This window comes from Pseudomonas sp. PB106, assembly GCF_009764645.1.
Taxonomy (GTDB): Bacteria; Pseudomonadota; Gammaproteobacteria; order Pseudomonadales; family Pseudomonadaceae; genus Aquipseudomonas.
Window position 1 is genome coordinate 53023 of the sequence record NZ_RWIM01000166.1, and the last position, 25606, is coordinate 78628.

Sequence of the window (25606 nt, forward strand, 5' to 3'; positions counted from 1 at the left end):
CTTCCCCTAGTCATGAGAGGGCATTTTTTGTCTACATCCAATGCGTTGATCAGTGCAAAAGCCGCTACCGGCATCGTAGGTCTGGACGACATCCTGGCCGGTGGCTTGTCTCGTGGGCATGTGTTTTTGCTCGAAGGTGAACCCGGAACCGGCAAAACCACGGTCGCTTTGCATTTTCTAATGGCTGGCGCCCGCGCCGGCGAACGCTGTTTGTACATCACCCTGTCAGAAACCGAGCGCGAGCTGCGCCAAGGGGCGCTTTCCCATGGTTGGGAGCTCAACGAGAATATCGAGATATTCGAGCTGACACCGCCGGAAAGCCTGCTCAATGCCGAGCACCAACAGAGCTTGCTCTACTCTTCCGATCTGGAATTGGGCGAAGCCACCAGACAGATTTTCGAAGTGGTCGAGCGCTTCAAGCCGACCCGCGTGGTGCTCGACAGCCTGTCGGAGATCCGCCTGCTGGCGCAAAGCTCTTTGCGCTATCGCCGGCAGATTCTGGCGATCAAGCATTACTTCGTGCGCTATGAAGCGACCGTACTGCTGCTCGACGACCTGACCACTGAATCCCTCGACAAAACCGTTCACAGCGTTGCCCACGGGGTGATTCGCCTGGAAGAACTGACGCCCAACTATGGTGCCGAGCGACGCCGGGTGAGGGTTATCAAGTACCGCGGCCAGAAGTACCGTGGCGGTTTTCATGACTTCACCATCATGGGCGACGGTGTGCATGTGTTCCCGCGTCTGGTGGCGGCAGAACACCGCGGCGACTACGCGCGTCTGCAATTGACCAGCGGCATCAAGGAAATGGACGCCCTGCTCGGCGGCGGTATCGAGACCGGTTCCAGCACGCTGATCCTCGGCCCCGCCGGCACAGGCAAATCGCTGATCTCGATGATCTTCGCCGCTTCAGCGGTCAAGCGCGGCGAGAAGGCTGCGCTGTTTATCTTCGATGAAGAGTTGGGTCTGCTGTTCGAGCGCATGCGCAACATCGGCATTGACCTGCCGGCGTTGCAAGCGACGGGTAATCTGCTGATCGAGCAGGTCGACGCTGCCGAACTGTCCCCCGGCGAGTTCTCTCACCGCGTGCGCCGCTGCGTCGATGAGGGTGAAATCAAGACGGTAGTGATCGACAGCATCAACGGTTACCAGGCTGCGATGCCAGAGGAAAACGCTTTGGTGCTGCACATGCATGAACTGTTGCTCTACCTGAACCGCAAGGGTGCCGCGACGTTTATGACCGTTGCCCAGCATGGTCTGGTCGGTGATATGCAGGCGCCGGTGGACATCACTTATCTGGCCGATACCGTGATTCTGTTGCGCTACTTCGAGGCCATCGGCAAGGTGCGGCGAGCGATTTCCATCATCAAGAAACGTACCGGCAGCCACGAATCAACCATTCGCGAATACCGCATTTCCACTCAGGGCATGACCATCGGCGAGCCGCTGGAAGCCTTCCAAGGCGTGTTGCGCGGCGTACCGACCTACTTGGGCGCGAGCAATCCGCTGCTCAAGGAAGAGAACTTGTGACGGTCACCGTACCGCTGGCCGAACGGGCGCTGATTCTTGCGCCCGTGGGTCGCGACAGCCAAATTGCCCTGATGATTCTCAACGAGGCCGGGTACGGAGGACTGGTTACGCCGGGCCTCGGTGACCTTTGCCAAGAGCTGGAACTGGGTGCAGGCCTGTTGTTGATCGCTGCCGAGGCCTTACGCGGTCAGGAACTGGAAGGCCTGTTTCAGCATCTGGAGCAGCAACCGGCGTGGTCCGATTTGCCGATTGTGCTGCTGACCCATCATGGCGGTCAGGAACAAGGCCCGTCCTCGCAACTCAGTCACTTGCTCGGCAACGTGACATTTCTAGAACGGCCGTTTCACCCCGCCACCCTGATCAGCTTGGTGTCCGCCGCTTTGCGCGGTCGTCGACGACAATACGAGGCCCGTGATCGGCTGATCGATCTGAGTGAAAGTGAACGGCGCCTGCAATCGACGCTGGAAACCCTTGAGCAGCAGGTCGAAGAACGCACTGCGCAGCTTCGCCACAATGAGGAAGCGTTGCGCCAGTCGCAGAAAATGGAAGCGGTCGGCCAGCTCACCGGCGGGATCGCCCACGACTTCAATAACATGCTGACCGGGATTATCGGCAGCCTCGAATTATTGCGTCGACGCCTTGCTCGCGGCCGCACCGAAGATCTTGACAGCCTGATCGATCTGGGTGTGACCTCAGCCAACCGCGCGGCCAGCCTGACTCATCGTCTCCTCGCGTTTTCCCGTCGCCAGTCGCTCGACTCCAAAGCCGTGCAAATGAACACCCTGGTACTGTCGATGGGCGAACTGCTGGAACGCAGCCTCAACGAAAGCATCCAGCTGGACATGCGTCTGAACGACAAACTGTGGGTCGCCGAAGCCGACCCCAATCAATTGGAAAGTGCCCTGCTCAATCTGGTGATCAATGCCCGCGACGCCATGCCCGAAGGTGGCAAACTGGTGGTCGAAACCAGTAATCAGGTATTGCATCGCGACTTTACCGACGCCTACAGCAATCTGGAGCCCGGTGATTACGTGATGTTGAGCGTGACCGACAACGGCAGCGGTATGCCCGAAAGTGTCATCAATCGCGCATTCGATCCGTTTTTCACCACCAAACCGATCGGCCAGGGCACCGGGCTAGGCCTGTCGATGATCTACGGTTTCAGCAAACAGTCGCGCGGTCATGTGTCGATCGACAGCGAAATCGATCAGGGCACCTCGGTCAAATTGTATCTGCCACGTTTTCGCGGTGAAGAGCTGCCAGGGCCGGATACCGACATTGAGCAGGCTCCGGAAGCACTGGATGGCGAAACCGTGCTGATCGTCGAAGACGACCCGGCCGTACGCGTGTTGGTCAGCGCGGTACTCAGTGAGTTGGGCTATGCGTTTGTGGAGGCTGGAGATGCGGATGGCGCGGTGCCGATCCTCAATTCGACACAACGCATCGATCTGCTGATCAGCGACGTCGGCCTGCCGGGCATGAACGGCCGGCAACTCGCGGAAGTGGGCCGGCAATACCGGCCGGGCTTGAAGGTGCTGTTCATCACCGGCTACGCCGAACACGCGGCGGTGCGCGGCGGCTTCCTCGATTCCGGCATGCAGATGATCACCAAGCCGTTCACCTTCGATCTGCTGACCGCCAAAGTGCGGGAAATGATCAAGAACTGACCCCTTAAACGACTGTAGGAGCTGCCGCAGGCTGCGATCTTTTGATCTTTCAAGATCAATATCAAAGATCGCAGCCTGCGGCAGCTCCTACAAATGCGCGTCAGAATCTGTCGATCAGGCCAGCAGTTCCTGAATCTTTTCCTGCAACACATCCAGATCGAACGGTTTCTCGAGGATCGGTGCCTTGCGGGTGATCGGGCTGCCGGTCTCGCGAATTTCCTGCGGGTAGCCGCTGATGAAAATGACCTTCAGATCGGGTCGCAGCTTTACCGCAGGTTCGGCGATCTGCACGCCAGAGATGCCACCCGGCAGGCGAAAATCAGTGATCAACATGTCCAGGTGCGGTTTGCTGGCGAGGATCTCGAATGCCTGTTCGCCGTTTTCCGCTTGCAGCACGCGATACCCCTGCCCCGACAGATAATCTGCCAGCACCATCAAGATAACCGGTTCGTCCTCGACGACGAGTACTACATCTTGCGCATCTACGCTCATGGGAAGCCTTTGTTCGGTCAATAGCTGCTGATACGACCGTGTGGTCACTCAGAGGTTGCGTCGGATTTGCCGTTTTCCTGAATTGGCAGACAAACGCGAAACAGGGCGCCTTCGTTGATTTCACTCTCGACGACGATGGAGCCGCCATGGGCGGCGACGATCTGCTCGGAAATGAACAGACCCAGGCCGAGACCGGCGACCACCGTCTTGGCGGAGACCCGTTCGAACTGTTGAAAAATACGCTTCTGGTTCTCGGCGCTGATGCCGATGCCACGGTCCTGCACCTCGACCCGCGCTTCGTCGCCTTCGCGATAGACACGGACTTGAATCGGGCTGCGACCGCCATAACGCAAAGCATTGGTGATCAGGTTGGAGACCACTTGCTCGATGCGGAACTCGTCCCAGTTGCCTTCCACCGCCTCGGTCGCAGTGAAAGACACCTCGGTCTCCGCCGCTTCGATCTGTTGCGCGAAGTTCTGCAGCAGAGTGCTCACCAGTTGCACCAGGTCGAACCGGCTTGGGCGGATCGACAGTTTGCCGGTGCGGATCCGCGAGACATCGAGCATGTCTTCGATCAAGCGGATCAGGCTTTTGATCTGACGTTCGTCACGGTCGACCATCGCGTGCATCTTGTCGAGGGTGAACGCCGCAGCGTTGTCACGCGCCAGGTGCATCTTGCGCAATTGGGTTTCAAGGATCAGACCATTAAGCGGCGTGCGCACTTCGTGGGCGACAATCGACATGAAGTCATCGCGCATGCGCACCGCCTGCTCCAGCTCCAGTTGCGTGCTCTGCAATTGTTGCAGCAACGCTTCCTGCTCGCGACGGGCCTGCTCCAGCGCTTCGACTTGTTGCTTCATCGCTTTGCTTTGGCGGTACAAATCGACAAAGACATTGACCTTGCTCTTGACCGCGTGAATATCCAGCGGCTTGTGCAGGAAGTCCACCGCCCCGCTTTCGTAGCCCTTGAACGCGTAGTTCAGCTCACGGCCGGCGGCGCTGACGAAAATGATCGGGATGTTCTTGGTTTTCTCGGTGCCGCGCATCAACTCGGCGAGTTCGAAGCCGTTCATGCCGGGCATCTGTACGTCGAGAATCGCCATGGCGAATTCGTGTTGCAGCAGCAGCGACAGCGCTTCGTCCGCCGACAGCGCCTTATAGACGGTGCGGTCTTCGCGCTTGATCAGCGCTTCGAGCGCCAACAGGTTCTCGGGCAGATCGTCAACGATCAGCAGTTTGGCTTGGATATTACTCAGCATGCGATTCGTTCCAGCTCGACAAGCAGACGGCCGATGCCGTGAATGGGTAAGACATGATCCGGCTGCTGAAGCTTCAGCGCAGCCAGCGGCATGGTGGCGACCTGGGCGTCTTCAGGGTCCTGAACAATGGTCAGGCCGCCGTAATTTTTGACTTCGGCCAAGCCTTGCGCGCCATCGTGATTGGCGCCGGTCAACAGCACAGCCGCCAATCCGGGGCCGTAAACGTGGGCGGCGGATTCAAACAGGAAGTCGATCGAAGGTCGAGAGTGGTGCCGGCGATCCTCAAGACTGAGCGACAGGCTGCGATCCTGCTCCACCGACAAGTGATAACCGGGCGTGGCGAAATACACTGTGCCGGGTTCGATATCCTGTTTGTCGATGGCTTCTGACACCGGTATCGCCAGGCGCCGGGCAAACACCTCGGCCAATTGGCTGCGCCGCTCTTCGGGCAGATGCAACACAACGATGATGGGCAACACAAAACCCTGGCGCAGCGGCCCGAGCAGGCTCAGCAACGCTTCCACACCACCGGCGGAAGCACCCATCACAACGGCCTCGATCCGAGGTAAATCCGCAGCGTCGTTCATAATTTGCGGTAAATCCGCTCTTGTTTAACCAGCGGCTCGAACTGGTTGGAAAAGCTCGAAAAATCCAGCGTCTCTTTGCTGCCAAGCACCAGGAAACCGCGATGGCTCAACGATTCGTGGAACAGGCCAAAGGCGCGATCCTGCAGCTTCTTGTTGAAATAGATCAAAACATTCCGGCAAGAGATCAGTTGGGTTTCCGAAAACACGCTGTCGGTCGCCAGACTGTGATCGGCAAAGGTCACGTTTTCGCACAATGTCTTGTCGAAAATCGCGTAACCGTAGGCAGCCGTATAGTAATCAGCGAACGAGCGCTGACCGCCCGCCTGCTGATAGTTGGCGGTGTAAGCCCGGACATTCTCCATGGAGAAAATCCCCTGCTTGGCCTTGTCCAGCGAGCGCGGATTGATGTCGGTGGCGTAGATGATCGTGCGGTCGAGCAGGCCTTCTTCGCGCAGCAGAATCGCCATCGAATACACCTCCTCGCCCGTGCTGCACCCGGCGATCCAGATTTTCAGCGAAGGATAGGTGCGCAGTAACGGCACCACTTCCTTGCGAATCGCCAGAAAATGCGACGGGTCGCGAAACATCTCGCTGACCGGAATTGTCAGCAATTGCAGCAACTGCATGAACGCCGTCGGGTCGTGCAGGACTTTTTCCTGCAACGCCGAAATGGTCGCGCACTCGAACTGGCTCAACGCGTGTTGCACCCGGCGCTTGATTGACGCGCCGGAGTAATCACGAAAATCGTAGCTGTATTTGAGGTAGATGGCCTCGATCAACAAGCGTAATTCGATCTCGCTGCTTCGTTCGGCCGGACTGCTACGTTCCACTAAATACGTTCCATCTTCGGTAACCACACGCGAATCAGCGAGAACAGGCGATCAAGGTCGATGGGTTTGGCCAGGTAATCGTTGGCGCCCGCCTGCAGGCAGCGCTCCTGATCGTCCTTCATGGCCTTGGCCGTTACCGCAATGATCGGCAGCTTGCGCCAGCGCGGATTCTTGCGGATTTCGATGGTGGCTTCAAACCCGTCCATCTCCGGCATCATCACGTCCATCAGTACCAGGTCGATGTCCTCGACTTCATTCAGTTTATCAATCGCCTCGCGACCGTTACGGCCGATCACCACGACTGCGCCTTTGTGCTCAAGGGCACTGGTCAGGGCGAAAATGTTGCGCACATCGTCGTCCACCAGCAGCACCTTGCGACCCTCGAAGACCTTGTCGCGGCTGCGCGCGGTCTTGAGCATCTTCTGCCGTTCATGGGACAACTGCGATTCGACTTTGTGCAGAAAGAGTGTGACCTCATCCAGCAAACGCTCCGGCGAGCGGGCGCCCTTGATGATGATCGAGCGCGAATACTTGCGCAGCTCCGCTTCTTCGTCGCGGGTTAGATTGCGCCCGGTGTAGACGATGACCGGCGGGAACGAGCAGATATCTTCGGTCGACATGCGCTTGAGCAAGTCGTTGCCGAGCATGTCCGGCAGCTTCAGGTCGATGATCATGCAGTCATAAATTGTGGTGCGCAGCAACTCCAACGCATCCTGAGCCAGACCGACGGCGGTGATTTCGATGTCATCGTCACCGATCAGTCGCGCAATGCTTTCGCGCTGCAAATCGTCGTCTTCGACCAGCAACACGCGTTTGACCTTTTGGGTCAGTTTGGCCTCGAGACGGGCGAACACGTCCTTGAGCTCTTCGCGGGTGGTCGGTTTGACCGCATAACCAATCGCGCCCATGTGCATCGCGGCCTCGACGCGGTCTTCAACGGAGATCACGTGAACCGGAATATGGCGGGTTTCGGCGTGTTCTTTCAGGCGCTGCAGCACGGTGAGGCCCGAATGATCCGGCAGGCGCATGTCGAGCAGAATAGCGTCCGGGACGAACTCTTTGGCTAGGTCATAACCTTCGTCCGCACCGTGGGCGACCAGACACTGGTAGCCCAACTCGTGGGCCAGGTCATAAAGAATGTGGGCGAAATTCGGTTCGTCTTCCACCACCAGAATGCAACGCGTGGCGAACGGTGCGTTGCCGCGGTCGTCGGCAAAACGCGGAATGACCACTGGTGCGGTCGATGCCACCGTGGTGACAACGGGAATCACCGGCGTTGTGGCCGGTGGCGTCAACGTCAACGGCGCGGTAAAGGCTTCGTCCGACTCGCTGTATTGCAGCGGCAGCACCAGCGTGAACACGCTGCCCTGCCCCGGCGTACTGCTAACGCTGATCGAACCGCCCAGTAACGTCGCCAGATCCCGAGAAATCGAAAGCCCCAGGCCAGTGCCACCGTATTTGCGATTGGTGGTGCCGTCAGCCTGACGGAAGGCTTCGAAGATGCTTTCCTGCTGGTCCTGAGCAATGCCGATGCCCGAATCGCGAACGATGAAGGCAATGCGATTATCCGGTTGCCCGGCGATGGTCAGGCTGACCGTGCCGTGCTCGGTAAACTTCACTGCGTTGGACAGCAGGTTCTTGATCACCTGCTCCAGGCGCTGGCGATCGGTGAACATCATGGCCGGCGTGCCCGGCTGCAAATCAATGGTGAACGTCAGCTGCTTGTCGGACGCCAGCGGCTCGAATACGCCGCGCAGGCCTTCGGCCAGGCGCGCGACGCTGGTGTTCTCCGGAATCACTTCCAGTTTGCCGGCTTCTACCTTGGAAATATCGAGAATGTCGTTGATCAGGTTGAGCAGATCGTTGCCCGCCGAATAAATCGATTCGGCAAACTTGACCTGTTCAGCGCTGAGGTTGTCCTGCGGGTTCTCGGCCAGCAACTTGGCCAGAATCAACGAACTGTTCAGCGGCGTGCGCAGTTCGTGGGACATGTTGGCGAGGAATTCGGATTTGTACTTGCTCGAACGCTGCAATTCTTCGGCGCGTTCTTCCAGTTGTACCTGCGCCTGATTGAGTTCGGTGTTTTTCAGGTCCATCGCATCGCGCTGTTCGGCCAGCGTCTGCGCCTGCTCGGCGAGCTGCTCGTTGGTCTGCTCCAGCTCGACCTGTTGGGTTTCCAGGTGCGCCTGAGATTCCTTGAGAATCCGCGACTGCTCTTCGAGTTCTTCGTTGGCGGTCTTCAGCTCTTCCTGCTGGACCTGCAACTCTTCGTTGAGTTGCTGGGTTTCGGCCAATACTTCTTGCAGACGCTGGCGATAGCGCGCGGCTTCGATCGACGTTCCGATGTTGCCGGCGATCAACTCCAGCAGCTCGATGTCGCGCTGGGTGAGCGGACGCAGGAAACCCAGTTCGATCACGCCGTTGACGCGATCATCATCGCTGGTGGGCACTACCAGAACGCTGTGCGGCAGTCCCTCGCCAAGGCCGGAGCTGACTTTGAAGTAATCGGCCGGCACCGAATCCAGACGAATCAGACGCGCCTGCTGTGCGACCTGGCCGACGATGCCTTCGCCGCTGTAGATCGAATGATCCTGTTCTTCCTGTTCGCGCGAGAAGCCATAAGTCGCGACACGTTTCAAACCGCCGTGTTCTTCGCGTACATAAAGTGCGGCAACGGCGGTGCCGAGGTATTGCGCACAGAATTGCAGAATGTTGCGGCCCAACAGGTTGAGCGTGAGTTGCCCCAGCACTTGTTCGGCAAGTTGGGTCTGCCCGTTACGGAGCCAGGCCTGCTGTTCCAGGCGCTCGGCACTGGCCTGCTGCGCGGCGAGGTTGGCGCTGTAATTGTTGGACAGATTCATCAGGTCGCGACGACCGATGTAGGCCAGCAAGCCACTGATGCCGGCGATAAACAGCAGATAAAGGCTAATGCTCCAGACCGTGGTGCGGCGCACGTCCTCATTGCGCGTGGCGCGCAGCGTCTGCTCGGTATCGACCACATCTTCAAACTGCTTGCGGATCTCATCGGTCAGGCGCTTGCCGCGCCCGGCCTTCACCGCCCCTCGGTAATCGCCGCTGGAACGCTGCAGGTCGATCATCGACTGCGCGTAATTCGCCCACTCCGTCTGTAACGCTTGCAGGCGACGCAGGCGGTCGGTCTGAACCGGGTTGTCCGCCGTCAGTTCGAGCAAGGTATTGAGCGCCACGGTGATACGCGGCTTGGCCGTTTCATACGGATCGAGGAAGTGCTCGTCACCGCTGAGCAGATATCCACGCATGCCGGTTTCCAGGTCCACGGTAAGTTTCACCGCTTCATTGGCGTTATTGATCACCCGGTCGGTGTGCTCGACCCATTGGATAACCGATAGCAGATAGGTGATCAGCGACACGAAGAACACGGCACTGAGCACACCAACGCCCAACGGCAGGGTGATGTTGCGACTCAGGAGTTTGCGAAACCGTTGCTCATCAACCGTAGACGGAGAGGACATGGGGCAGCCTTGTCGAACTGTTGAAAACCTGAGAGTTTGCCCGAAAACTACGTCATGGATCCATTTTTCCTACAGCTTTAGCAGTATTTTCCTGCATTTGCCTGTGTCAGAGGTGAAGGCTACGGTTATCCTTGCCGGCCCGAGCGTGGTTCTGCTTTTTTTTCAGCTCGCGGGGAACTTGTGGCACTGCGCCACTTACTCATGCTAGAGACCGGCAAATCTGATCGACCGGCGCACCACTCCAGCCTCCATTTTCGAGAACTTTATTATGTCTGCCAACGCCTCCACCATCCTTGTCGTCGAAGACGACGACATCGTGCGCATGCTGATTGTCGATGTGCTTGAGGAGCTGGATTTCAAGGTGGTTGAAGCTGGCGACGGCGAAGACGCGCTCAAGATTCTCAATGACTTGAACCAGCCTGTAGACCTGATGATGACCGACATGGGGCTGCCGGGGATGGATGGTCGCGAACTGGCGACGCAAGCACGCAAGGTCCGGCCCTCCCTACCGATCCTGTTTGCCAGCGGTTATGCGGAAAACATCGATGTTCCGCACGACATGCATGTGATTGGCAAGCCGTTCTCTATTGATCAGCTCAGAGACAAAGTCAAAAGCCTGCTGGACAACTGACGTGCAGCCCTTGGCTGGGAAGTGTCGGGGCATTTGAACCCTGGCTGACGCAACATCCGAGCCGTGCCTGAACACGGTTCCCTCTGCGGGCGGGCCTGTCTGCGATATGGTTTAATTGCGCCTTTTTCCGGGCCCGTCCCCGCGCATCAAGGATCTTCTTCATGAGTCAGTCCCCCGCCACCAAAGTTCTGGTCATCGGTTACGTATGGCCGGAACCACAGTCCTCGGCGGCCAGCGGGCATGTGATGCAGATCCTCGACACGTTTCTGCACCAGGGCTGGGACATCACTTTCAGCAGCCCGGCCGGCGATGGTGAGCACAAAGCGGATCTGGCCAGCCTGGGCATTCGCGAAGTGCCGATCAAACTCAATAACAGCAGTTTCGATGCTTTTGTCAGCGAATTGGCCCCGGATATCGTGTTGTTCGATCAGTTCATGATGGAGGAACAATTCGGCTGGCGCGTTGAAAAGCACTGCCCAAATGCCTTGCGTGTCCTCGAAACCTCAGACCTGCAGAGCCTGCGTCACGCCCGCCATCAACGGCTCAAGGAGCGGCTGAAGCAGAGTGACGATCAGAACGACTTCAGCGAGTTGTTCTCACCGGCATTGCCCGAAGAGTTCGCCCTGATGGCCGATACCGATCTGGCCAAACGTGAAATCGCCGCGCTGTATCGCTGTGACCTGAACCTGATGATTTCCGAAGTCGAGATCGAATTGCTGACCACGCAATTCGGCTTGCCGCGCCAGATCCTGCACTGGTGTCCGTTGATGATTACCCCACCTGCCGAAGCACCCCGTTCATTTGCCGATCGTGCGCACTTTCTCAGCATCGGCAACTTCCGTCACGCGCCCAACTGGGATGCCGTGCTCTGGATGAAAAACAGCGTCTGGCCGCTGATTCGTGCCCAGCTTCCGACGGCGCAACTGCATATTTATGGTGCCTACACGCCACCCAAAGCGGCCGCTTTGCACAATGCCACGCAAGGGTTCCACATCATGAACTGGGCCGAGGACGCTCTACAGGTGATGTCTGCCGCGCGGATTTGTCTGGCGCCGCTGCGTTTCGGTGCCGGTATCAAAGGCAAATTGATCGACGCCATGTTGTGCGGAACGCCCAGCATCACCACGCCCATCGGTGCCGAAGCGATGCACGGCGAACATCCTTGGCCGGGGGCCGTCGCGACCTGCGCACAAACCCTGGCAGATGAAGCCGTGCACCTCTATCAGGACGTTGCGTCTTGGCAACAAGCTCAAGTGGCCGGTCAAGCATTGCTGAAAGAGCGCTATGCGTATTCCACACACGCATCGGCGTTGATCGAGAAGTTGAACGAATGCCGAGAAAACTTGCAGGTTCTGAGACGAAATAACTTCACGGGCAGCATGTTGCGGCACCACGCCCACAAGAGCACGCAATATATGTCGCAGTGGATTGAAGCAAAAAACAGAAGTTAAGCTCCGATACCCTCAACATTTGAGGCGCTGCCGGCTGCCATTAAATAGCTTTCCTTGTGCGGATGTTTCCGGGGCTTGGCAACCTCACGGGACGCCCCTACGCTGACATTTCAGTTGGAGACGAACGACTTCGTCTCTGAAAGATCATTCATTCGCCCCACGGACGGGGCGAATTCAGCGACAAGGAAACTGTCATGCCGCAATCCGCCTTCAATCCGAAAACCTGGATGAGCAATATCCTTGAGGTCGAGCGCCTGAAGCTGACCGACCTCATCTGGCCAGGCGCACACAATTGCGGAATGGATAAAAAAGCCCCTGACTATGACCCGGTGCTGGGCAACTGGACGGTGTGCCAGAACGACTCCTTCGCCGCGCAATTGGCCAATGGTGCGCGGGCACTGGATATTCGCCTCGGTTACAGCACGGGCACCAGCGCTTCGGCGTTTTACTTCCATCACAACGGGTTCAAGTTCAATCGCAGGTTCAACGAACTGATCGATGCCGTGAACGGCTTTCTCGATGAGAACCCGGACGAATTCATTCTGCTCGACTTCCATCACCTGGGCGACGGCGACAAGTCGTTCGATTACGCGCGCTTTCATGAAGTGCTGATAAGCGGCCTCGGGCAACGCCTGATCGGCTCGACCGCGGCATCCCTCACTCTTCAAGAGTTGAAACAGGCCAGCGCGAAACGCCGGGTCATCGCGGCGATGCCTGCCAAACGCGAACTGGATGACGACATTTACTGGCCGCGCATTCCGCATAAATGGGAAGGTTCGACCTTTCCCAACCCAGACGATCTGGCCAGACACATCACCACTCAACTGGCCAAAGCGCCCTACCGCTTCATCTGGTCACTGTCGGTGACGGGGTACACGCCGTTGTTGGGGCCATCACACCTCAAGACGCAAATCGATCATTGGTTTCACTCGTCCCTTGGCCTGATAAATCGCTGCAGCGTCATCAATGTCGACTTTTTCGAGGAGTCGCAAATCGTGCGCAACTGCTGGGTCGCCTGCGGTGAGAAGGCCGTTTACGGCAACGCGCTGTTCGAGCGCGCCTGATTTTTGCGCACAGCAGACTGGTGGTCTGCCGCTGGAAAGAGGCATGATCATTCTGCGATAACAAAAAAAGTGCGCCGTCATGACCAGAACCGCCCGCGTGACCGACCCCTCTTACGAATTGATGGACGACCATAACGGCTTGTCCATTATTTACCGCCAACACGGCTTTCCGTGCCCGTTGGTGCGCTGGCACTTTCACAAGGAGTACGAACTGCATCTGATCGTCGCCAGTTCGGGCAAGGTGTTCATTGGTGACTACATCGGCAACTTCTATCCGGAAACGCTGTTTCTCACCGGCCCCAATCTGCCGCATAACTGGATCAGTCAGGTCGCCGAAGATGAAGTCGTGGAAAAACGCGACATGCTGGTCAACTTCACCGACGAGTTGTTTGAAAGTGGTCACCAGGTCTTCGCCGAATTGAAAACCCTCGCGCCGCTGCTGGAGCGTGCGCAATACGGCATTGAATTTCGCTGCAAGCGCACCATCCGCCAGGCCATGACTTTGATGCAACGCATCGCCGACTCCAAGGGCATCACCCGTCTCGGGCATTTTTTCATCCTCATGGAATTGCTCGCCGCCAGCGACGACTTTCAGCTGCTGTCGGGCGCGACCACGCCGCAACTGGCTGACGAACACAACATCGACCGCACCAACCGCGCGGTCGATTATATTTTCAGCCATTACGCCCGGGACATTTCCCTTGAGGAAGTCGCCGAGCATCTGGGGATGACGCCGACTTATTTCAGCCGCGTATTCAAGCAAGCTACCGGGCGTAATTTCATTGAGTTCGTCAATCGTCTGCGCATCAGCAAATCCTGCGAACTGCTGGCGGACGGCGAAAAACCTGTGACGGAAGTGTGCTTCGAGTCGGGGTTCAACAATATTTCCAATTTCAATCGACGCTTTCAGCAGCTCAAGGGCATGACGCCTTCGCACTATCGCCGGCTCGCAGTGCAGCGACTGACAGAGCAAAACCACGGCTGACAACCCGAATCGAATGTGGGAGCTGGCTTGCCAGCGATTAGGTCAGTGCCATCACCCTCTTCGTCGACGGGTCTAACGCTATCGCTGGCAAGCCAGCTCCCACAGGGTTCAACCGATTCGCGAGGAAACCTGTACACATTCGCTAGCGCACCGTCGCTGAAAACCCCTTCCCTGCGTTCCACCAACAAAACCCAAGTGCAAAAAAGTATCGATAAAAGTGCTAGGGATGATTTGTCAGCCCGGCGATTGAAGGCTGTAATCAGTGCACATTCTTCCTGTCGTCGGAAGACACAAAAACAATAACTGTCCTTCTGCCTCCCCCCGGAGCAGAAAAGGAGTGCACGATGCAACCCACTGCAAAAGCTCTGCTTGCCCTCACCTGCATGACCCTCAGCAGCGTCAGCCTTGGCGCCCAGACCCTGACCATCGCCACCGTCAACAACAGCGACATGATCCGCATGCAAAAACTCTCGAAAACCTTCGAGACCGAGCATCCGGACATCAAGCTCAATTGGGTCGTGCTGGAAGAAAACGTGCTGCGCCAACGCCTGACCACTGACATCGCCACCCAGGGCGGGCAGTTCGACGTGCTGACCATCGGCATGTACGAAGCCGCACTGTGGGGCGCGAAGGGTTGGCTGGAACCGATGAAGGATCTGCCGGCCAGTTACGCCCTCGACGATGTATTCCCGTCGGTGCGTGAAGGCCTGTCAGTGAAGGGCTCGCTGTACGCCCTGCCGTTTTACGCGGAAAGCTCAATCACTTATTACCGCACCGACCTGTTCAAGGATGCCGGCCTGACCATGCTGGAGCGTCCGACCTGGGAAGAAATCGCCGGGTTCGCTGAAAAACTCACCAACAAGGACAAAGAACAGTACGGCATCTGCCTGCGTGGCAAGGCCGGTTGGGGCGAGAACATGGCCCTGATCAGCACCGTCGCCAACGCCTATGGCGCGCGCTGGTTCGATGAGAAGTGGCAGCCGGAATTCAACGGCCCCGAGTGGAAAAACGCGCTGAACTTCTACGTCGACACCATGAAGAAATCCGGCCCGCCGGGTGCTTCGAGCAACGGCTTCAACGAAAACCTCGCCCTGTTCAACAGCGGCAAGTGCGCGATTTGGGTCGACGCCAGCGTGGCCGGCTCGTTCGTCACCGATAAAACCCAAAGCAAAGTCGCCGATCATGTCGGCTTCACTTTCGCGCCGCATCAAGTCACCGACAAAGGCTCGGCATGGCTGTATTCGTGGGCGCTGGCAATTCCAACCAGTTCCAAAGCCAAAGATGCCGCGAAAGAATTCAGCGCGTGGGCAACGTCCAAGGAATACGGCGAGTTGGTAGCCAAGACCGACGGCATCGCCAACGTGCCGCCCGGCACTCGTGCCTCGACCTACAGCGATGCGTACATGAAGGCGGCGCCGTTCGCCAAGGTCACGCTGGAATCGTTGAAGGCTGCTGACCCGAGCAAACCGACGCTGAAACCCGTGCCGTACATTGGCATTCAACTGGTAACCATCCCTGAATTCCAGGCCGTGGGTACCCAGGTCGGCAAGCTGTTCTCGGCCGCACTGATCGGCCAGACCACGGTGGATCAAGCTCTCGCCGCCGCTCAGCAATCCACTGAACGCGAGATGAAGCGCGCCGGTTATCCCAAGTAACCGCCTCTAAAACTGTGGGAGCTGGCTTGCCAGCGATGAGGCCGACACATTCGACATGAATGTCGGCTGCACCATCGCCATCGCGGGCAAGCCCGCTCCCACAGGGTCCGCGCCGATGTCAGGAATGTTGTATCTCCTGAACATGTTTCTGCACCCAATTGGTTGTGATCACCATGAATACTTCAACTGCCAAAGCCCACCTCGACCTTTCGCAACCCCAGCGCAAGGTTCGCGTACGCAACCCCGGCTGGTTTCTGGTCAGTCCTTCGGTGGCCTTGTTGCTGCTGTGGATGATCGTGCCGCTGGGCATGACCATCTACTTTTCGCTGATCCGCTACAACCTGCTGTATCCCGGGGAAAACCAGTTCGTCGGGCTGGAAAACTTCAGCTACTTTCTGACCGATTCCGGCTTTCTGCCCGGCGCCACCAACACCTTGTTACTGGTCGGCAGCGTGTTGCTGATCAGCGTGGTGTGCGGCGTGCTCATCAGTGCCTTGCTCGAAGCCAGCGAATTCCTCGGGCGTGGCATCGTGCGGGTCATGCTGATCTCGCCGTTCTTCATCATGCCCACCGTCGGTGCGCTGATCTGGAAGAACCTGATTTTCCATCCGGTCTCCGGGATCCTCGCCTACATCTGGAAGCTGTTCGGCGCGCAACCGGTGGACTGGCTGGCGCACTACCCGCTGCTGTCGATCATCATCATTGTTTCGTGGCAATGGCTGCCCTTCGCGATCCTGATCCTGATGACCGCCATGCAATCCCTCGATCAGGAACAGAAAGAAGCCGCGCGCCTCGACGGCGCAGGCCCGATCGCGATTTTCTGGCACCTGACCTTGCCGCACCTGGCGCGGCCGATTGCCGTGGTGGTGATGATCGAAACGATCTTCCTGCTGTCGGTGTTCGCCGAGATTTTCACCACCACCAACGGTGGTCCCGGCTACGCCTCGACCAACCTCGCCTACCTGATCTACAACCAGGCGCTGGTGCAGTTCGACGTCGGCATGGCCTCGGCGGGCGGCTTGATTGCCGTGGTCATCGCCAACATTGCGGCGATCATTCTGGTGCGGATGATCGGCAAAAACCTGACTGACAAAGCCTGAGGCCTGCCATGACTCTCCAACAATCCCGCCGGCTGCAAAGCCTACTGCTCGGCACCCTGGCCTGGGCCATCGCGATCGTGATTTTCTTCCCGATCTTCTGGATGGTGATGACCAGTTTCAAGACCGAGATCGACGCGTTCGCCACGCCGCCGCAGTTCATCTTCACGCCGACGCTGGAGAACTACCTGCACATCAACGAGCGCAGCGACTACTTCAGTTTCGCCTGGAACTCGGTGGTGATTTCCTTCAGCGCCACGGCGTTGTGCCTGTTGATCGCGGTGCCTGCCGCGTACTCGATGGCGTTTTACGAAACCCAGCGCACCAAAGGCACGCTGCTGTGGATGCTGTCTACCAAGATGCTGCCACCGGTGGGCGTGCTGATGCCGATCTACCTGCTGGCAAAGAGCTTCGGCCTGCTCGACACGCGCATTGCGCTGATCGTGATCTACACGCTGATCAACCTGCCGATCGTGGTCTGGATGATTTACACCTACTTCAAAGACATCCCCAAAGACATCCTCGAAGCCGCCCGCCTCGACGGCGCGACGTTGTGGCAGGAAATGGTCCGCGTGCTGCTGCCGATCGCCAAGGGCGGCCTCGCCTCGACCGTGCTGCTGTCGCTGATCCTGTGCTGGAACGAGGCGTTCTGGTCGCTGAACCTCACCTCGTCGAAAGCCGCGCCACTGACCGCGTTGATCGCCTCCTACTCAAGTCCCGAAGGTTTGTTCTGGGCCAAGTTGTCGGCGGTCTCGACGCTTGCGTGTGCGCCGATTCTGATTTTCGGCTGGATCAGCCAGAAACAACTGGTGCGCGGCCTCTCATTCGGCGCCGTGAAATGAAGATTGAAAAGCAAAAGATCGCAACCTTTGGCAGCTCCTACACAGAGCACACCGTCCCCCTCTAGGAGCTGCCGCAGGCTGCGATCTTTTGATCTTAAAAAAAACAACAATGCGGAGGCCCATCATCATGGCCAACCTGAAAATCAAGAATCTGCAAAAAGGCTTCGAAGGTTTTTCCATCATCAAAGGCATCGACCTTGAGGTGAACGACAAGGAATTCGTGGTTTTCGTCGGCCCGTCCGGTTGCGGCAAATCCACCCTGCTGCGCTTGATTGCCGGCCTTGAAGAAGTCAGCGGCGGCACCATCGAACTCGATGGCCGCGACATCACCGAAGTCAGCCCGGCCAAGCGCGATCTGGCGATGGTGTTCCAGACCTACGCGCTATATCCGCACATGACGGTGAAGAAGAACATGTCGTTCGCACTCGATCTCGCCGGTGTGCCGAAAGCTGAAGTCGAGAAGAAAGTCGGCGAGGCCGCGCGCATCCTCGAACTCGGGCCGATGCTTGAGCGCAAACCAAAACAGCTTTCCGGCGGCCAGCGTCAGCGCGTGGCGATTGGCCGCGCCATTGTGCGCAATCCGAAAATCTTCCTGTTCGACGAACCGCTGTCCAACCTCGACGCCGCGCTGCGCGTGCAGATGCGTCTTGAACTGCTGCGCCTGCACAAAGACCTGCAAGCGACGATGATCTACGTGACCCACGATCAGGTCGAAGCGATGACCATGGCCGACAAAGTCGTGGTGCTCAATGGCGGCAAAATCGAGCAAGTCGGCTCGCCACTGGACCTGTATCACAACCCCGCGAATCTGTTCGTCGCCGGTTTTCTCGGCACACCGAAAATGGGCTTCCTCAAGGGCAAGATCGCCCGCGTCGATGGCCAGAGCTGCGAAGTCTCGCTGGACGCCGGCACGCGCATCACCCTGCCCTTCAATATCACCAACCTGAGCGTCGGCAGCGCCGTGACCCTGGGCATTCGCCCGGAACATCTGGAACTGGCGCAACCGGGTGACTGCTCGCTGCAAGTCACCGCTGACGTCAGCGAGCGCCTCGGCAGCGACACGTTCTGCCACGTCAAGACCAGTGCCGGCGAAGCCCTGACCATGCGTGCACGCGGTGATCTGGCCAGCCGTTACGGCGAACAACTGAGCCTGCATCTGGATGCGGCTCACTGCCATTTATTCGATGCCGAAGGTGTGGCGTTGACCCGTCCGCTGCGTGCTGCGGCCTGATTTGAAGAGACTTGCCCAATGAAACTCAACCAACAGAATCTCCATGGCCTGGCGGCGGAAGTGAAACTGCCGGCCTACAGCCTCAGCGATACCCGCCAAGGCATTGCGCACATTGGTGTCGGCGGCTTCCACCGCGCGCATCAGGCGTATTACACCGATGCGCTGATGAACACCGGCGAAGCGCTGGACTGGGCGATCTGCGGGGTCGGTCTGCGTGCCGAAGACCGCCGCGCCCGCGACGATCTCAAGGAGCAGGATTACCTGTTCACCCTGTTCGAACTCGGTGACAGTGATGACACGGAAGTGCGCGTGATCGGCGCGATTCGTGACATGTTGCTCGCTGAAGACAACGCCCAGGCATTGATCGACAAACTCGCCGACCCACAGATCCGCATCGTCTCGCTGACCATCACCGAGGGCGGTTACTGCATCGATGACAGCAACGGCGAATTCATGGCGCACCTGCCGCAAATTCAACACGATCTGGCGAACCCCGATGCGCCGAAAACCGTGTTCGGCTTCCTGTGTGCAGCCCTGGAAAAACGCCGGGCGGCGGGCATCCCGGCGTTTACCGTGATGTCCTGCGATAACCTGCCGCACAACGGCGCCGTGACGCGCAAGGCGCTGCTGGCGTTTGCCACGCTGCGCAATAGCAATCTGTGCAGCTGGATCGACGCCAACGTTAGTTTCCCCAACGCCATGGTCGACCGCATTACACCGATGACCAGCACCGCCCATCGCCTGCAACTGGCCGACAAACACGGCATCGACGATGCGTGGCCGGTGGTGTGCGAACCGTTTGTGCAATGGGTGCTGGAAGACAAATTCGTCAACGGCCGCCCGGCCTGGGAAAAGGTCGGCGTGCAGTTCACCGATGACGTTTCACCCTATGAAGAGATGAAGATCAAACTGCTCAACGGCAGCCATCTGGCGCTGACGTACCTGGGCTTTTTGAAGGGCTATCGCTTCGTGCACGAGACCATGAACGACCCGCTGTTCGTGCGTTACATGCGCGCTTATATGGACCTGGACGTCACGCCGCAACTGGCACCGGTTCCGGGCATCGATCTGACCGAGTACAAAGACACGCTGGTCGCACGGTTCTCCAATCAGGCGATTGCCGATCAGCTTGAACGGGTATGTTCGGACGGTTCGTCGAAGTTTCCCAAGTTCACCATTCCGACGATCAACCGGTTGATTGCCGATGGCCGCGAGACCAAGCGTGCAGCGCTGGTGGTGGCCGCTTGGGCTTTGTATTTGAAGGGCGTTGACGAGAACGGTGATACCTATTCGATCCCGGATCCTCGGGCGACGTTCTGCCAGGCCTTGGTCGCGGATGATGGGTTGATCACTGAGCGGTTATTGGCGGTTGAGGAGATTTTCGGCACGGCGATCCCGCGTTCGGCGGAGTTTGTCGCGGCGTTTGAATGGTGCTGCAACAGCTTGCGCGAAGAGGGTGTGACGCGCACTTTGGAAAAAATATCGGCAGCCTGATCGTTCCCACGCTCTGCCTGGGAATGCAGCCCGGGACGCTCCGCGTCCCATTCAACAGCGGACGCAGAGCGTCCATTGAGGTATTCCCACGCTGAGCGTGGGAACGATCAGCTCGTGGAGACCTCATGACAACCCGACAACTCTTCCTCGGCATCGACTGCGGCACCCAAGGCACCAAAGCGATCATCCTCGACGCCGCCAACGGCAAAGTCCTCGGCCAGGGCGCCGCCGCGCACACGATGATCAGCGGCGCCAATGGCCGTCGCGAGCAAGACACGCAGCAATGGCTGGAGGCCTTCACTCTCGCCACCCGCGACGCGTTAATCGCGGCGAATGTCGATGGCCAATCCATCCTCGGTATCGGCGTGTCCGGGCAGCAACACGGTCTGGTTCTGGTGGATGATCAAGGTGAAGTCCTGCGCCCGGCCAAACTCTGGTGCGACACCGAGACGTCAGCGGAAAACGACCGTCTGCTTAGCCATCTCGGCGGTGAAAAAGGTTCGCTTGAGCGCTTGGGCGTGGTCATCGCACCCGGCTACACCGTGTCCAAACTGCTATGGACCAAAGAACAACACCCGGTCGTGTTCTCGCGCATCGCCCGGATCCTGCTGCCCCACGACTACCTCAACTTCTGGCTGACGGGTCGCGCCTGCAGCGAATACGGCGACGCTTCCGGCACCGGCTATTTCAACGTGCGCACCCGTCAATGGGATTTGCAACTGTTGCGCGACATCGACGCCAGCGGACGCCTGCAAGCGGCGCTGCCGGAGCTGATTGATGCTCACGAAAGTGTGGGCACGATTCTGCCGGCAATTGCCGAACACCTCGGCATCAACCCCAACGCGCGGGTGTCGAGCGGTGGCGGTGACAACATGATGGGCGCGATCGGCACCGGCAATATTCAACCCGGCGCGATCACCATGAGCCTCGGCTCCTCCGGCACGGTGTACGCGTACAGCGAGGTGCCGAAAGTCAGTTTGGATGCCTCGGTGGCGACGTTCTGTTCGTCCAGCGGCGGCTGGTTGCCGCTGATCTGCACGATGAACCTGACCAACGCCACCGGCGCGATTCGCGAACTGTTCAACCTCGATCTGGATCAGTTCAACCGCCTCGTCGAGCAATCCCCCATCGGCGCCGAAGGCGTGAGCCTGCTGCCGTTCTTCAACGGCGAACGGGTGCCTGCCCTGCCCCATGCCACCGGCAGTCTGCACGGTTTGACGCTGGACAATCTGACCCAGGCCAATCTGTGCCGCGCCGCCGTCGAAGGCACAACGTTCGGTTTGCGCTTTGGGCTGGATTTACTCCGGCAGAATGGTTTACAAAGCCGCAGCATTTGCCTGATCGGTGGCGGTTCGAAAAGCGCGGTGTGGCGGCAGATCGTCGCCGACATCATGAACACCCCGGTCATCTGCACCGAGCAAAGCGAAGCCGCAGCCCTCGGCGCAGCGATTCAGGCGGCGTGGTGCAAATCCTGGTCGAACGGCCACGAAGACACGCTTGCCGATCTGTGCCAGCGCTGCGTCAAGCTCGATTTGAGCAGTGAAACCCTGCCGATTGCCGCCAATGTCGCGGCGTTTCAGCAGGCTTATGAACGCTATCAACAGCATGTCGCAACCTTATAAAGAGCAAACAACTATGTACCTGGTGTGTGGCGAAGCCCTGTTTGATTTCTTCAGCGAAGACGATGCCAGCGGTCTGGCCTCGAATGTGAATTTCAAGGCGATTGCCGGCGGTTCGCCGTTCAACGTCGCCGTGGGTTTGCGGCGGTTAGGCGTGGATTCGGCGCTGTTCGGCGGCCTGTCCACCGACTACCTCGGCCGCCGCTTGCAGCAAGTGCTACAGACTGAAGGTGTGCGCCCGGACTATTTGGTGGACTTCGCCGCACCGACCACGCTGGCGATGGTTGCAGTCGGCGCCAATGGTTCGCCGCACTACAGCTTTCGCGGTGAAGGCTGCGCGGATCGACAACTGAGCCTTGCCCATCTCCCGCAGCTTGGCCCTGAGGTCCGTGGCTTGCACATTGGCTCGTTCTCGCTGGTGGTGCAGCCGATTGGCGACACCTTGCTGGCACTGGTTCAGCGCGAAAGCGGCAAACGTCTCATCACGCTCGATCCAAACGTACGCCTCAATCCCGAACCGAACATCGACCTGTGGCGCGAGCGTATTGCCACGCTGGTGCAACTGGCGGATCTGATCAAGGTCAGCGACGAAGACTTGAGCCTGCTCTACCCCGAGCAGGACCCACAAAACGTGATCGAAGGCTGGCTCGAACATCGCTGCCAACTAGTCTTCCTCACCCGTGGTGGCGACGGCGCGACGGTGTTCAGCCGCAAGCATGGCGCATGGTCTGTGCCGGCCGCAGCGGTCAAGATCGCTGACACCGTCGGCGCCGGCGATACCTTCCAGGCGGCGCTGATTACCTGGTTGACCGAGCAAGCTCTGGATTCGGTTGAAGACGTGCAGCAACTCGCGCGCGAACAGATCGACAGCATGCTCAAGTTCGCCGTACAAGCCGCTGCGCTGACCTGCAGCAAAACCGGTCCGGATCTACCCTATCGTCACCAATTGAGCTAAGCCGTAGACTGTCGGCCTTTTTGCGCACGACGGGATAACGGCTTTTGAAATACGGGCAAACGCTGGGACTACTGACACTGGCAACGCTACTGACCGGGTGCGGCACCTCGCCGCCCCGTTCGCCGGAAGACATCTGCGAGATTTTTCGCGAAAAGAGCGACTGGTACGACGCCGCACAGGTCACGCAAAAACGCTGGGGCGTGCCGATCCAGGTGCCGTTCGCGATCATGTATCAGGAATCCGGCTATCGCTACGACGCCAAGACCCCGCGCAAATATCTGCTGTGGGTGATCCCGTGGGGCCGTGTATCCACCGCCTCGGGTTACGCGCAAGCCAAGGACGAAGTCTGGGCCGATTACCAGAAAAGCACCGGCCGCAGCGGAGCCGATCGCGAAGACTTCGACGACGCGATCGACTTTGTCGGCTGGTACATGGACAAGACCTATTCGATTAACGGCGTCTACAAGTACGACGCCTATAACCAGTACCTCAACTACCACGAAGGCTGGGGCGGGTTTCGCAACAAGACCTACGCGAGCAAGGCGTGGCTGATGCCGACAGCACGCAAGGTGCAGAATCGCTCGGATGTGTATGCGCAGCAGTATGCCGGGTGCAAAGAGGATTTGAATCGCGGGTTCTGGAGCCGGTTCTGGCATTGGTTGTAACAGCAATTCAAGGGCCCCATCGCGAGCAGGCTCACTCCTAGAGGGGATCTTCAGCGGACGCGGATATCGCGTTCAACATTGATCCATTGTAGGAGTGAGCCTGCTCGCGATAGCGCCCGATCAAGCACTGCACATGCAGACCTACAACACCGAAAAGCTATAACTCACAATCAACCGGGTCTCATCCACATCCCGCGCAAAGTTCTCGTAATTGGTGCGATACGTCGCATTGCGCAAACGCAGACTCACATCCTTGAACGTGCCCGTCTGAATCACATACTTCAACTCGCTATCGCGCTCCCACTCTTTCCCTTCCTGATCACTGCCCATCACCTTGATGTGATCGCCGTTCACATAACGGGTCAGGAAGCTCAAACCATTAATGCCAATAGCCTTGAAGTCATAGTCATAACGCAATTGCCACGAACGTTCCTGCGCGGCGGCAAAGTCGTTGACCTGCACATAGTTGACCAGATACGGGTTGCTGCCATCGAGGTACGGCATCGAGTTGTCGCCGTTCATGCGCTGCCAGCCGGCGCTGAAGGTATGACCGCTGTGCGCATAGGACAGCATGCCGCTCAAGGCACGGTTATCGATGGAGCCGGCTTTCGCGTCGCCACTGTCGGCGCTTTTCAGCACGCGCAGATCGGCTTTCAATACGCCGCCGCCCAGCGGTTGATTGGCCAACAGACCGACGAAATGCTGGCGATAAATGTCTTCCAGCTCGGCGTAGTGATATTGGCCGGTCAGGCGGTCGTTGATCTTGTAGTCGAAGCCGTACATGTCGAAATGATCGGCGGTGGTGTTGCAGGCGTAGCGCTTGTTCTTGCAGTGCACGCGGATGTCTTGCGAATCGGTAGAGTCGCGTGCGGTGTACTTGTCCAGGCGCGCGGCCATGAAGGTCAGGTCTTTTACCTCTTTAGAGGTCAACATGGCACCGTTGAACATGGTCGGCAGCAGACGGCCGTCGTTGTATTTCAACAGCGGCAGATCAGGCAACAGCGCGCCGTACCTCAGCACCGTGTTCGAGACTTTCACTTTCGCCGTGACGCCCATTTTCGCGTACTGGCCTTTCGAGCCGCGCGGGTTCTCGCCGCTCGATGGCAGCAAGCCGCTGTTGCTGCGATCCGGGCTTGAATCGAGCTGAAAACCCAGCATGCCCAGTGCATCAATGCCAAAGCCGACCGTGCCTTCGGTGTAGCCCGATTGCAGGTTGAGAATAAAGCCCTGCGCGGACTCTTCACGCTTGGAAGCGCCCTGATCGCTTGAGGTGTGTCCATCACGGAAATCGCGGTTGAAATACACCGTGCGCGATTCGATTTTCGCCGTGGTGTCTTCAAGAAATCCGCTGGCCTGAACCTGCGCGGTAAAACCTGCGCACAGCACAAAGGCTCCGAAGCCAAACGACTGGCGCGGGGTGATGAGGGGAAATGGGGGACGCATGAAAAACTCCAACACTGCAGCGTTTGCGCAAGCGCGCAACAAACGAAAAATAGCTCCCGTCCCAGCTCATTGATAAGCCGGGAGGAAGAGAACCACGCGGGGGTGAGTGACAATGATGGCAGATGGCTTTGACGTGCTACAGGCGACTTTAGTCTGAAACTGACTGGCGATTCCTCAATCTACGCTTGTAGGAATGATCGTCACAGGCTGTGTTCAGACCTTATCAAATGCCCGATTTTATTGGGTGAAACGCGCCATCTAGGGGTTTTCCCTATACCACCTGTTGCCTATGCATACGGTTTTTGCGCCTTGAACGAGGCGGCTTAATCCTGCAACATCCGCCCCCTGCTTATTCAACGGACGGAATTCAAGGCATGCTGGACGCCAACGCAACCCACATTACCCTCACGCTCGAAGGCGCCAACGCCGACCTGCAAGTCCTCAGCTTCACCGGTCGCGAAGCCCTCAACGAACCGTTCCGTTTCGACCTCGAACTGGTCAGCGCCCGCCCCGACCTGAAACTCGAAGAACTCCTGCACAAACCCGGCGTGCTGACCTTCGGCGCCACCGGCGAAGGCACGATCCACGGCCTGGTCTATCGCATCGAGCAAGGCGATT

General features: G+C 58.4%; 21 protein-coding genes. 15 read left to right on the plus strand and 6 right to left on the minus strand.

Features of this window, described 5'->3' with window-relative positions; genetic code table 11:
* The first annotated feature begins 27 nt into the window (after positions 1–27).
* Together EJA71_RS21475 and EJA71_RS21480 are read left to right on the plus strand one after the other, a co-directional pair.
* Complete coding sequence (locus EJA71_RS21475) at positions 28–1530, plus strand: ATPase domain-containing protein (protein ID WP_158959545.1); 1503 nt, start codon at positions 28–30, stop codon at positions 1528–1530.
* Positions 1527–3197 (plus strand): ATP-binding protein, encoded by a 1671-nt coding sequence (locus EJA71_RS21480; RefSeq protein ID WP_158959546.1) that lies wholly within the window; start codon positions 1527–1529, stop codon positions 3195–3197. The genes EJA71_RS21475 and EJA71_RS21480 overlap by 4 nt, the downstream gene beginning before the upstream one ends.
* 114 nt (positions 3198–3311) lie before the next feature.
* Here EJA71_RS21480 and EJA71_RS21485 read toward each other — a convergent pair whose 3' ends face one another.
* Genes EJA71_RS21485 through EJA71_RS21505 form a run of 5 tightly spaced genes read right to left on the minus strand, consistent with a single transcriptional unit; the run spans position 3312 to position 9856 of the window.
* Positions 3312–3689 carry a response regulator gene (locus tag EJA71_RS21485; RefSeq protein WP_158959547.1) on the minus strand — a complete coding sequence of 126 codons (378 nt, stop codon included), beginning with the start codon at positions 3687–3689 and terminating at the stop codon, positions 3312–3314.
* Between the two features lie 44 nt (positions 3690–3733).
* On the minus strand, positions 3734–4948 hold the full coding sequence (locus EJA71_RS21490) for a hybrid sensor histidine kinase/response regulator (protein ID WP_158959548.1): 1215 nt from the start codon (positions 4946–4948) through the stop codon (positions 3734–3736).
* Positions 4942–5535, minus strand: a complete 594-nt coding sequence (locus tag EJA71_RS21495) for a chemotaxis protein CheB (protein ID WP_158959549.1) — start codon at positions 5533–5535, stop codon at positions 4942–4944. The genes EJA71_RS21490 and EJA71_RS21495 overlap by 7 nt, the downstream gene beginning before the upstream one ends.
* Positions 5532–6365 carry a protein-glutamate O-methyltransferase CheR gene (locus tag EJA71_RS21500; RefSeq protein WP_158959550.1) on the minus strand — a complete coding sequence of 278 codons (834 nt, stop codon included), beginning with the start codon at positions 6363–6365 and terminating at the stop codon, positions 5532–5534. The genes EJA71_RS21495 and EJA71_RS21500 overlap by 4 nt, the downstream gene beginning before the upstream one ends.
* Positions 6365–9856 (minus strand): response regulator, encoded by a 3492-nt coding sequence (locus EJA71_RS21505; protein WP_158959551.1) that lies wholly within the window; start codon positions 9854–9856, stop codon positions 6365–6367. Before EJA71_RS21505 ends, EJA71_RS21500 begins: the two co-directional genes overlap by 1 nt.
* Before the next feature lie 268 nt (positions 9857–10124).
* Here EJA71_RS21505 and EJA71_RS21510 point away from each other — a divergent pair, with 268 nt between their 5' ends.
* The 12 genes from EJA71_RS21510 (at position 10125) to EJA71_RS21565 (ending at position 23545) form a co-directional block, all read left to right on the plus strand.
* A complete protein-coding gene (locus EJA71_RS21510) occupies positions 10125–10487 on the plus strand; it encodes a response regulator (RefSeq protein WP_158959552.1) in 363 nt (120 codons plus the stop codon).
* 161 nt (positions 10488–10648) lie between these two features.
* Positions 10649–11938 carry a glycosyltransferase gene (locus EJA71_RS21515; protein WP_158959553.1) on the plus strand — a complete coding sequence of 430 codons (1290 nt, stop codon included), beginning with the start codon at positions 10649–10651 and terminating at the stop codon, positions 11936–11938.
* Between the two features lie 194 nt (positions 11939–12132).
* Entirely contained in the window at positions 12133–13002 is an 870-nt protein-coding gene (locus EJA71_RS21520; RefSeq protein ID WP_158959554.1) for a phospholipase, read from the plus strand.
* 79 nt (positions 13003–13081) lie between these two features.
* Entirely contained in the window at positions 13082–13987 is a 906-nt protein-coding gene (locus EJA71_RS21525; protein WP_158959555.1) for an AraC family transcriptional regulator, read from the plus strand.
* A 344-nt stretch (positions 13988–14331) separates the two neighbouring features.
* Positions 14332–15642: a sugar ABC transporter substrate-binding protein gene (locus EJA71_RS21530; protein ID WP_158959556.1), complete on the plus strand. Its 1311-nt coding sequence runs from the start codon at positions 14332–14334 to the stop codon at positions 15640–15642.
* A 173-nt stretch (positions 15643–15815) separates the two neighbouring features.
* Positions 15816–16742, plus strand: coding sequence for a carbohydrate ABC transporter permease (locus EJA71_RS21535; protein WP_158959557.1), 927 nt, complete (start codon positions 15816–15818; stop codon positions 16740–16742).
* An 8-nt stretch (positions 16743–16750) separates the two neighbouring features.
* Positions 16751–17581, plus strand: coding sequence for a carbohydrate ABC transporter permease (locus EJA71_RS21540; RefSeq protein ID WP_003225143.1), 831 nt, complete (start codon positions 16751–16753; stop codon positions 17579–17581).
* A gap of 127 nt (positions 17582–17708) precedes the next feature.
* On the plus strand, positions 17709–18812 hold the full coding sequence (locus EJA71_RS21545) for an ABC transporter ATP-binding protein (RefSeq protein ID WP_158959558.1): 1104 nt from the start codon (positions 17709–17711) through the stop codon (positions 18810–18812).
* A gap of 18 nt (positions 18813–18830) precedes the next feature.
* Positions 18831–20306: a mannitol dehydrogenase family protein gene (locus EJA71_RS21550; protein ID WP_158959559.1), complete on the plus strand. Its 1476-nt coding sequence runs from the start codon at positions 18831–18833 to the stop codon at positions 20304–20306.
* A 125-nt stretch (positions 20307–20431) separates the two neighbouring features.
* Positions 20432–21928 carry a xylulokinase gene (xylB, locus tag EJA71_RS21555; RefSeq protein ID WP_158959560.1) on the plus strand — a complete coding sequence of 499 codons (1497 nt, stop codon included), beginning with the start codon at positions 20432–20434 and terminating at the stop codon, positions 21926–21928.
* A 13-nt stretch (positions 21929–21941) separates the two neighbouring features.
* The gene (locus EJA71_RS21560; protein ID WP_158959561.1) at positions 21942–22880 is read left to right on the plus strand and encodes a carbohydrate kinase; all 939 of its coding nucleotides are present in this window, start codon (positions 21942–21944) and stop codon (positions 22878–22880) included.
* A gap of 44 nt (positions 22881–22924) precedes the next feature.
* Complete coding sequence (locus tag EJA71_RS21565) at positions 22925–23545, plus strand: hypothetical protein (protein WP_158959562.1); 621 nt, start codon at positions 22925–22927, stop codon at positions 23543–23545.
* Between the two features lie 141 nt (positions 23546–23686).
* On the opposite strand, the gene EJA71_RS21570 is transcribed toward EJA71_RS21565, so the two are convergent.
* Positions 23687–24988: an OprD family porin gene (locus tag EJA71_RS21570; RefSeq protein ID WP_158959563.1), complete on the minus strand. Its 1302-nt coding sequence runs from the start codon at positions 24986–24988 to the stop codon at positions 23687–23689.
* Positions 24989–25362: 374 nt separating this feature from the next.
* Between EJA71_RS21570 and EJA71_RS21575 the strand changes: the two genes are divergently transcribed.
* A partial coding sequence (locus EJA71_RS21575) for a contractile injection system protein, VgrG/Pvc8 family (protein WP_371925718.1) occupies positions 25363–25606 on the plus strand: 244 nt, incomplete at its 3' end.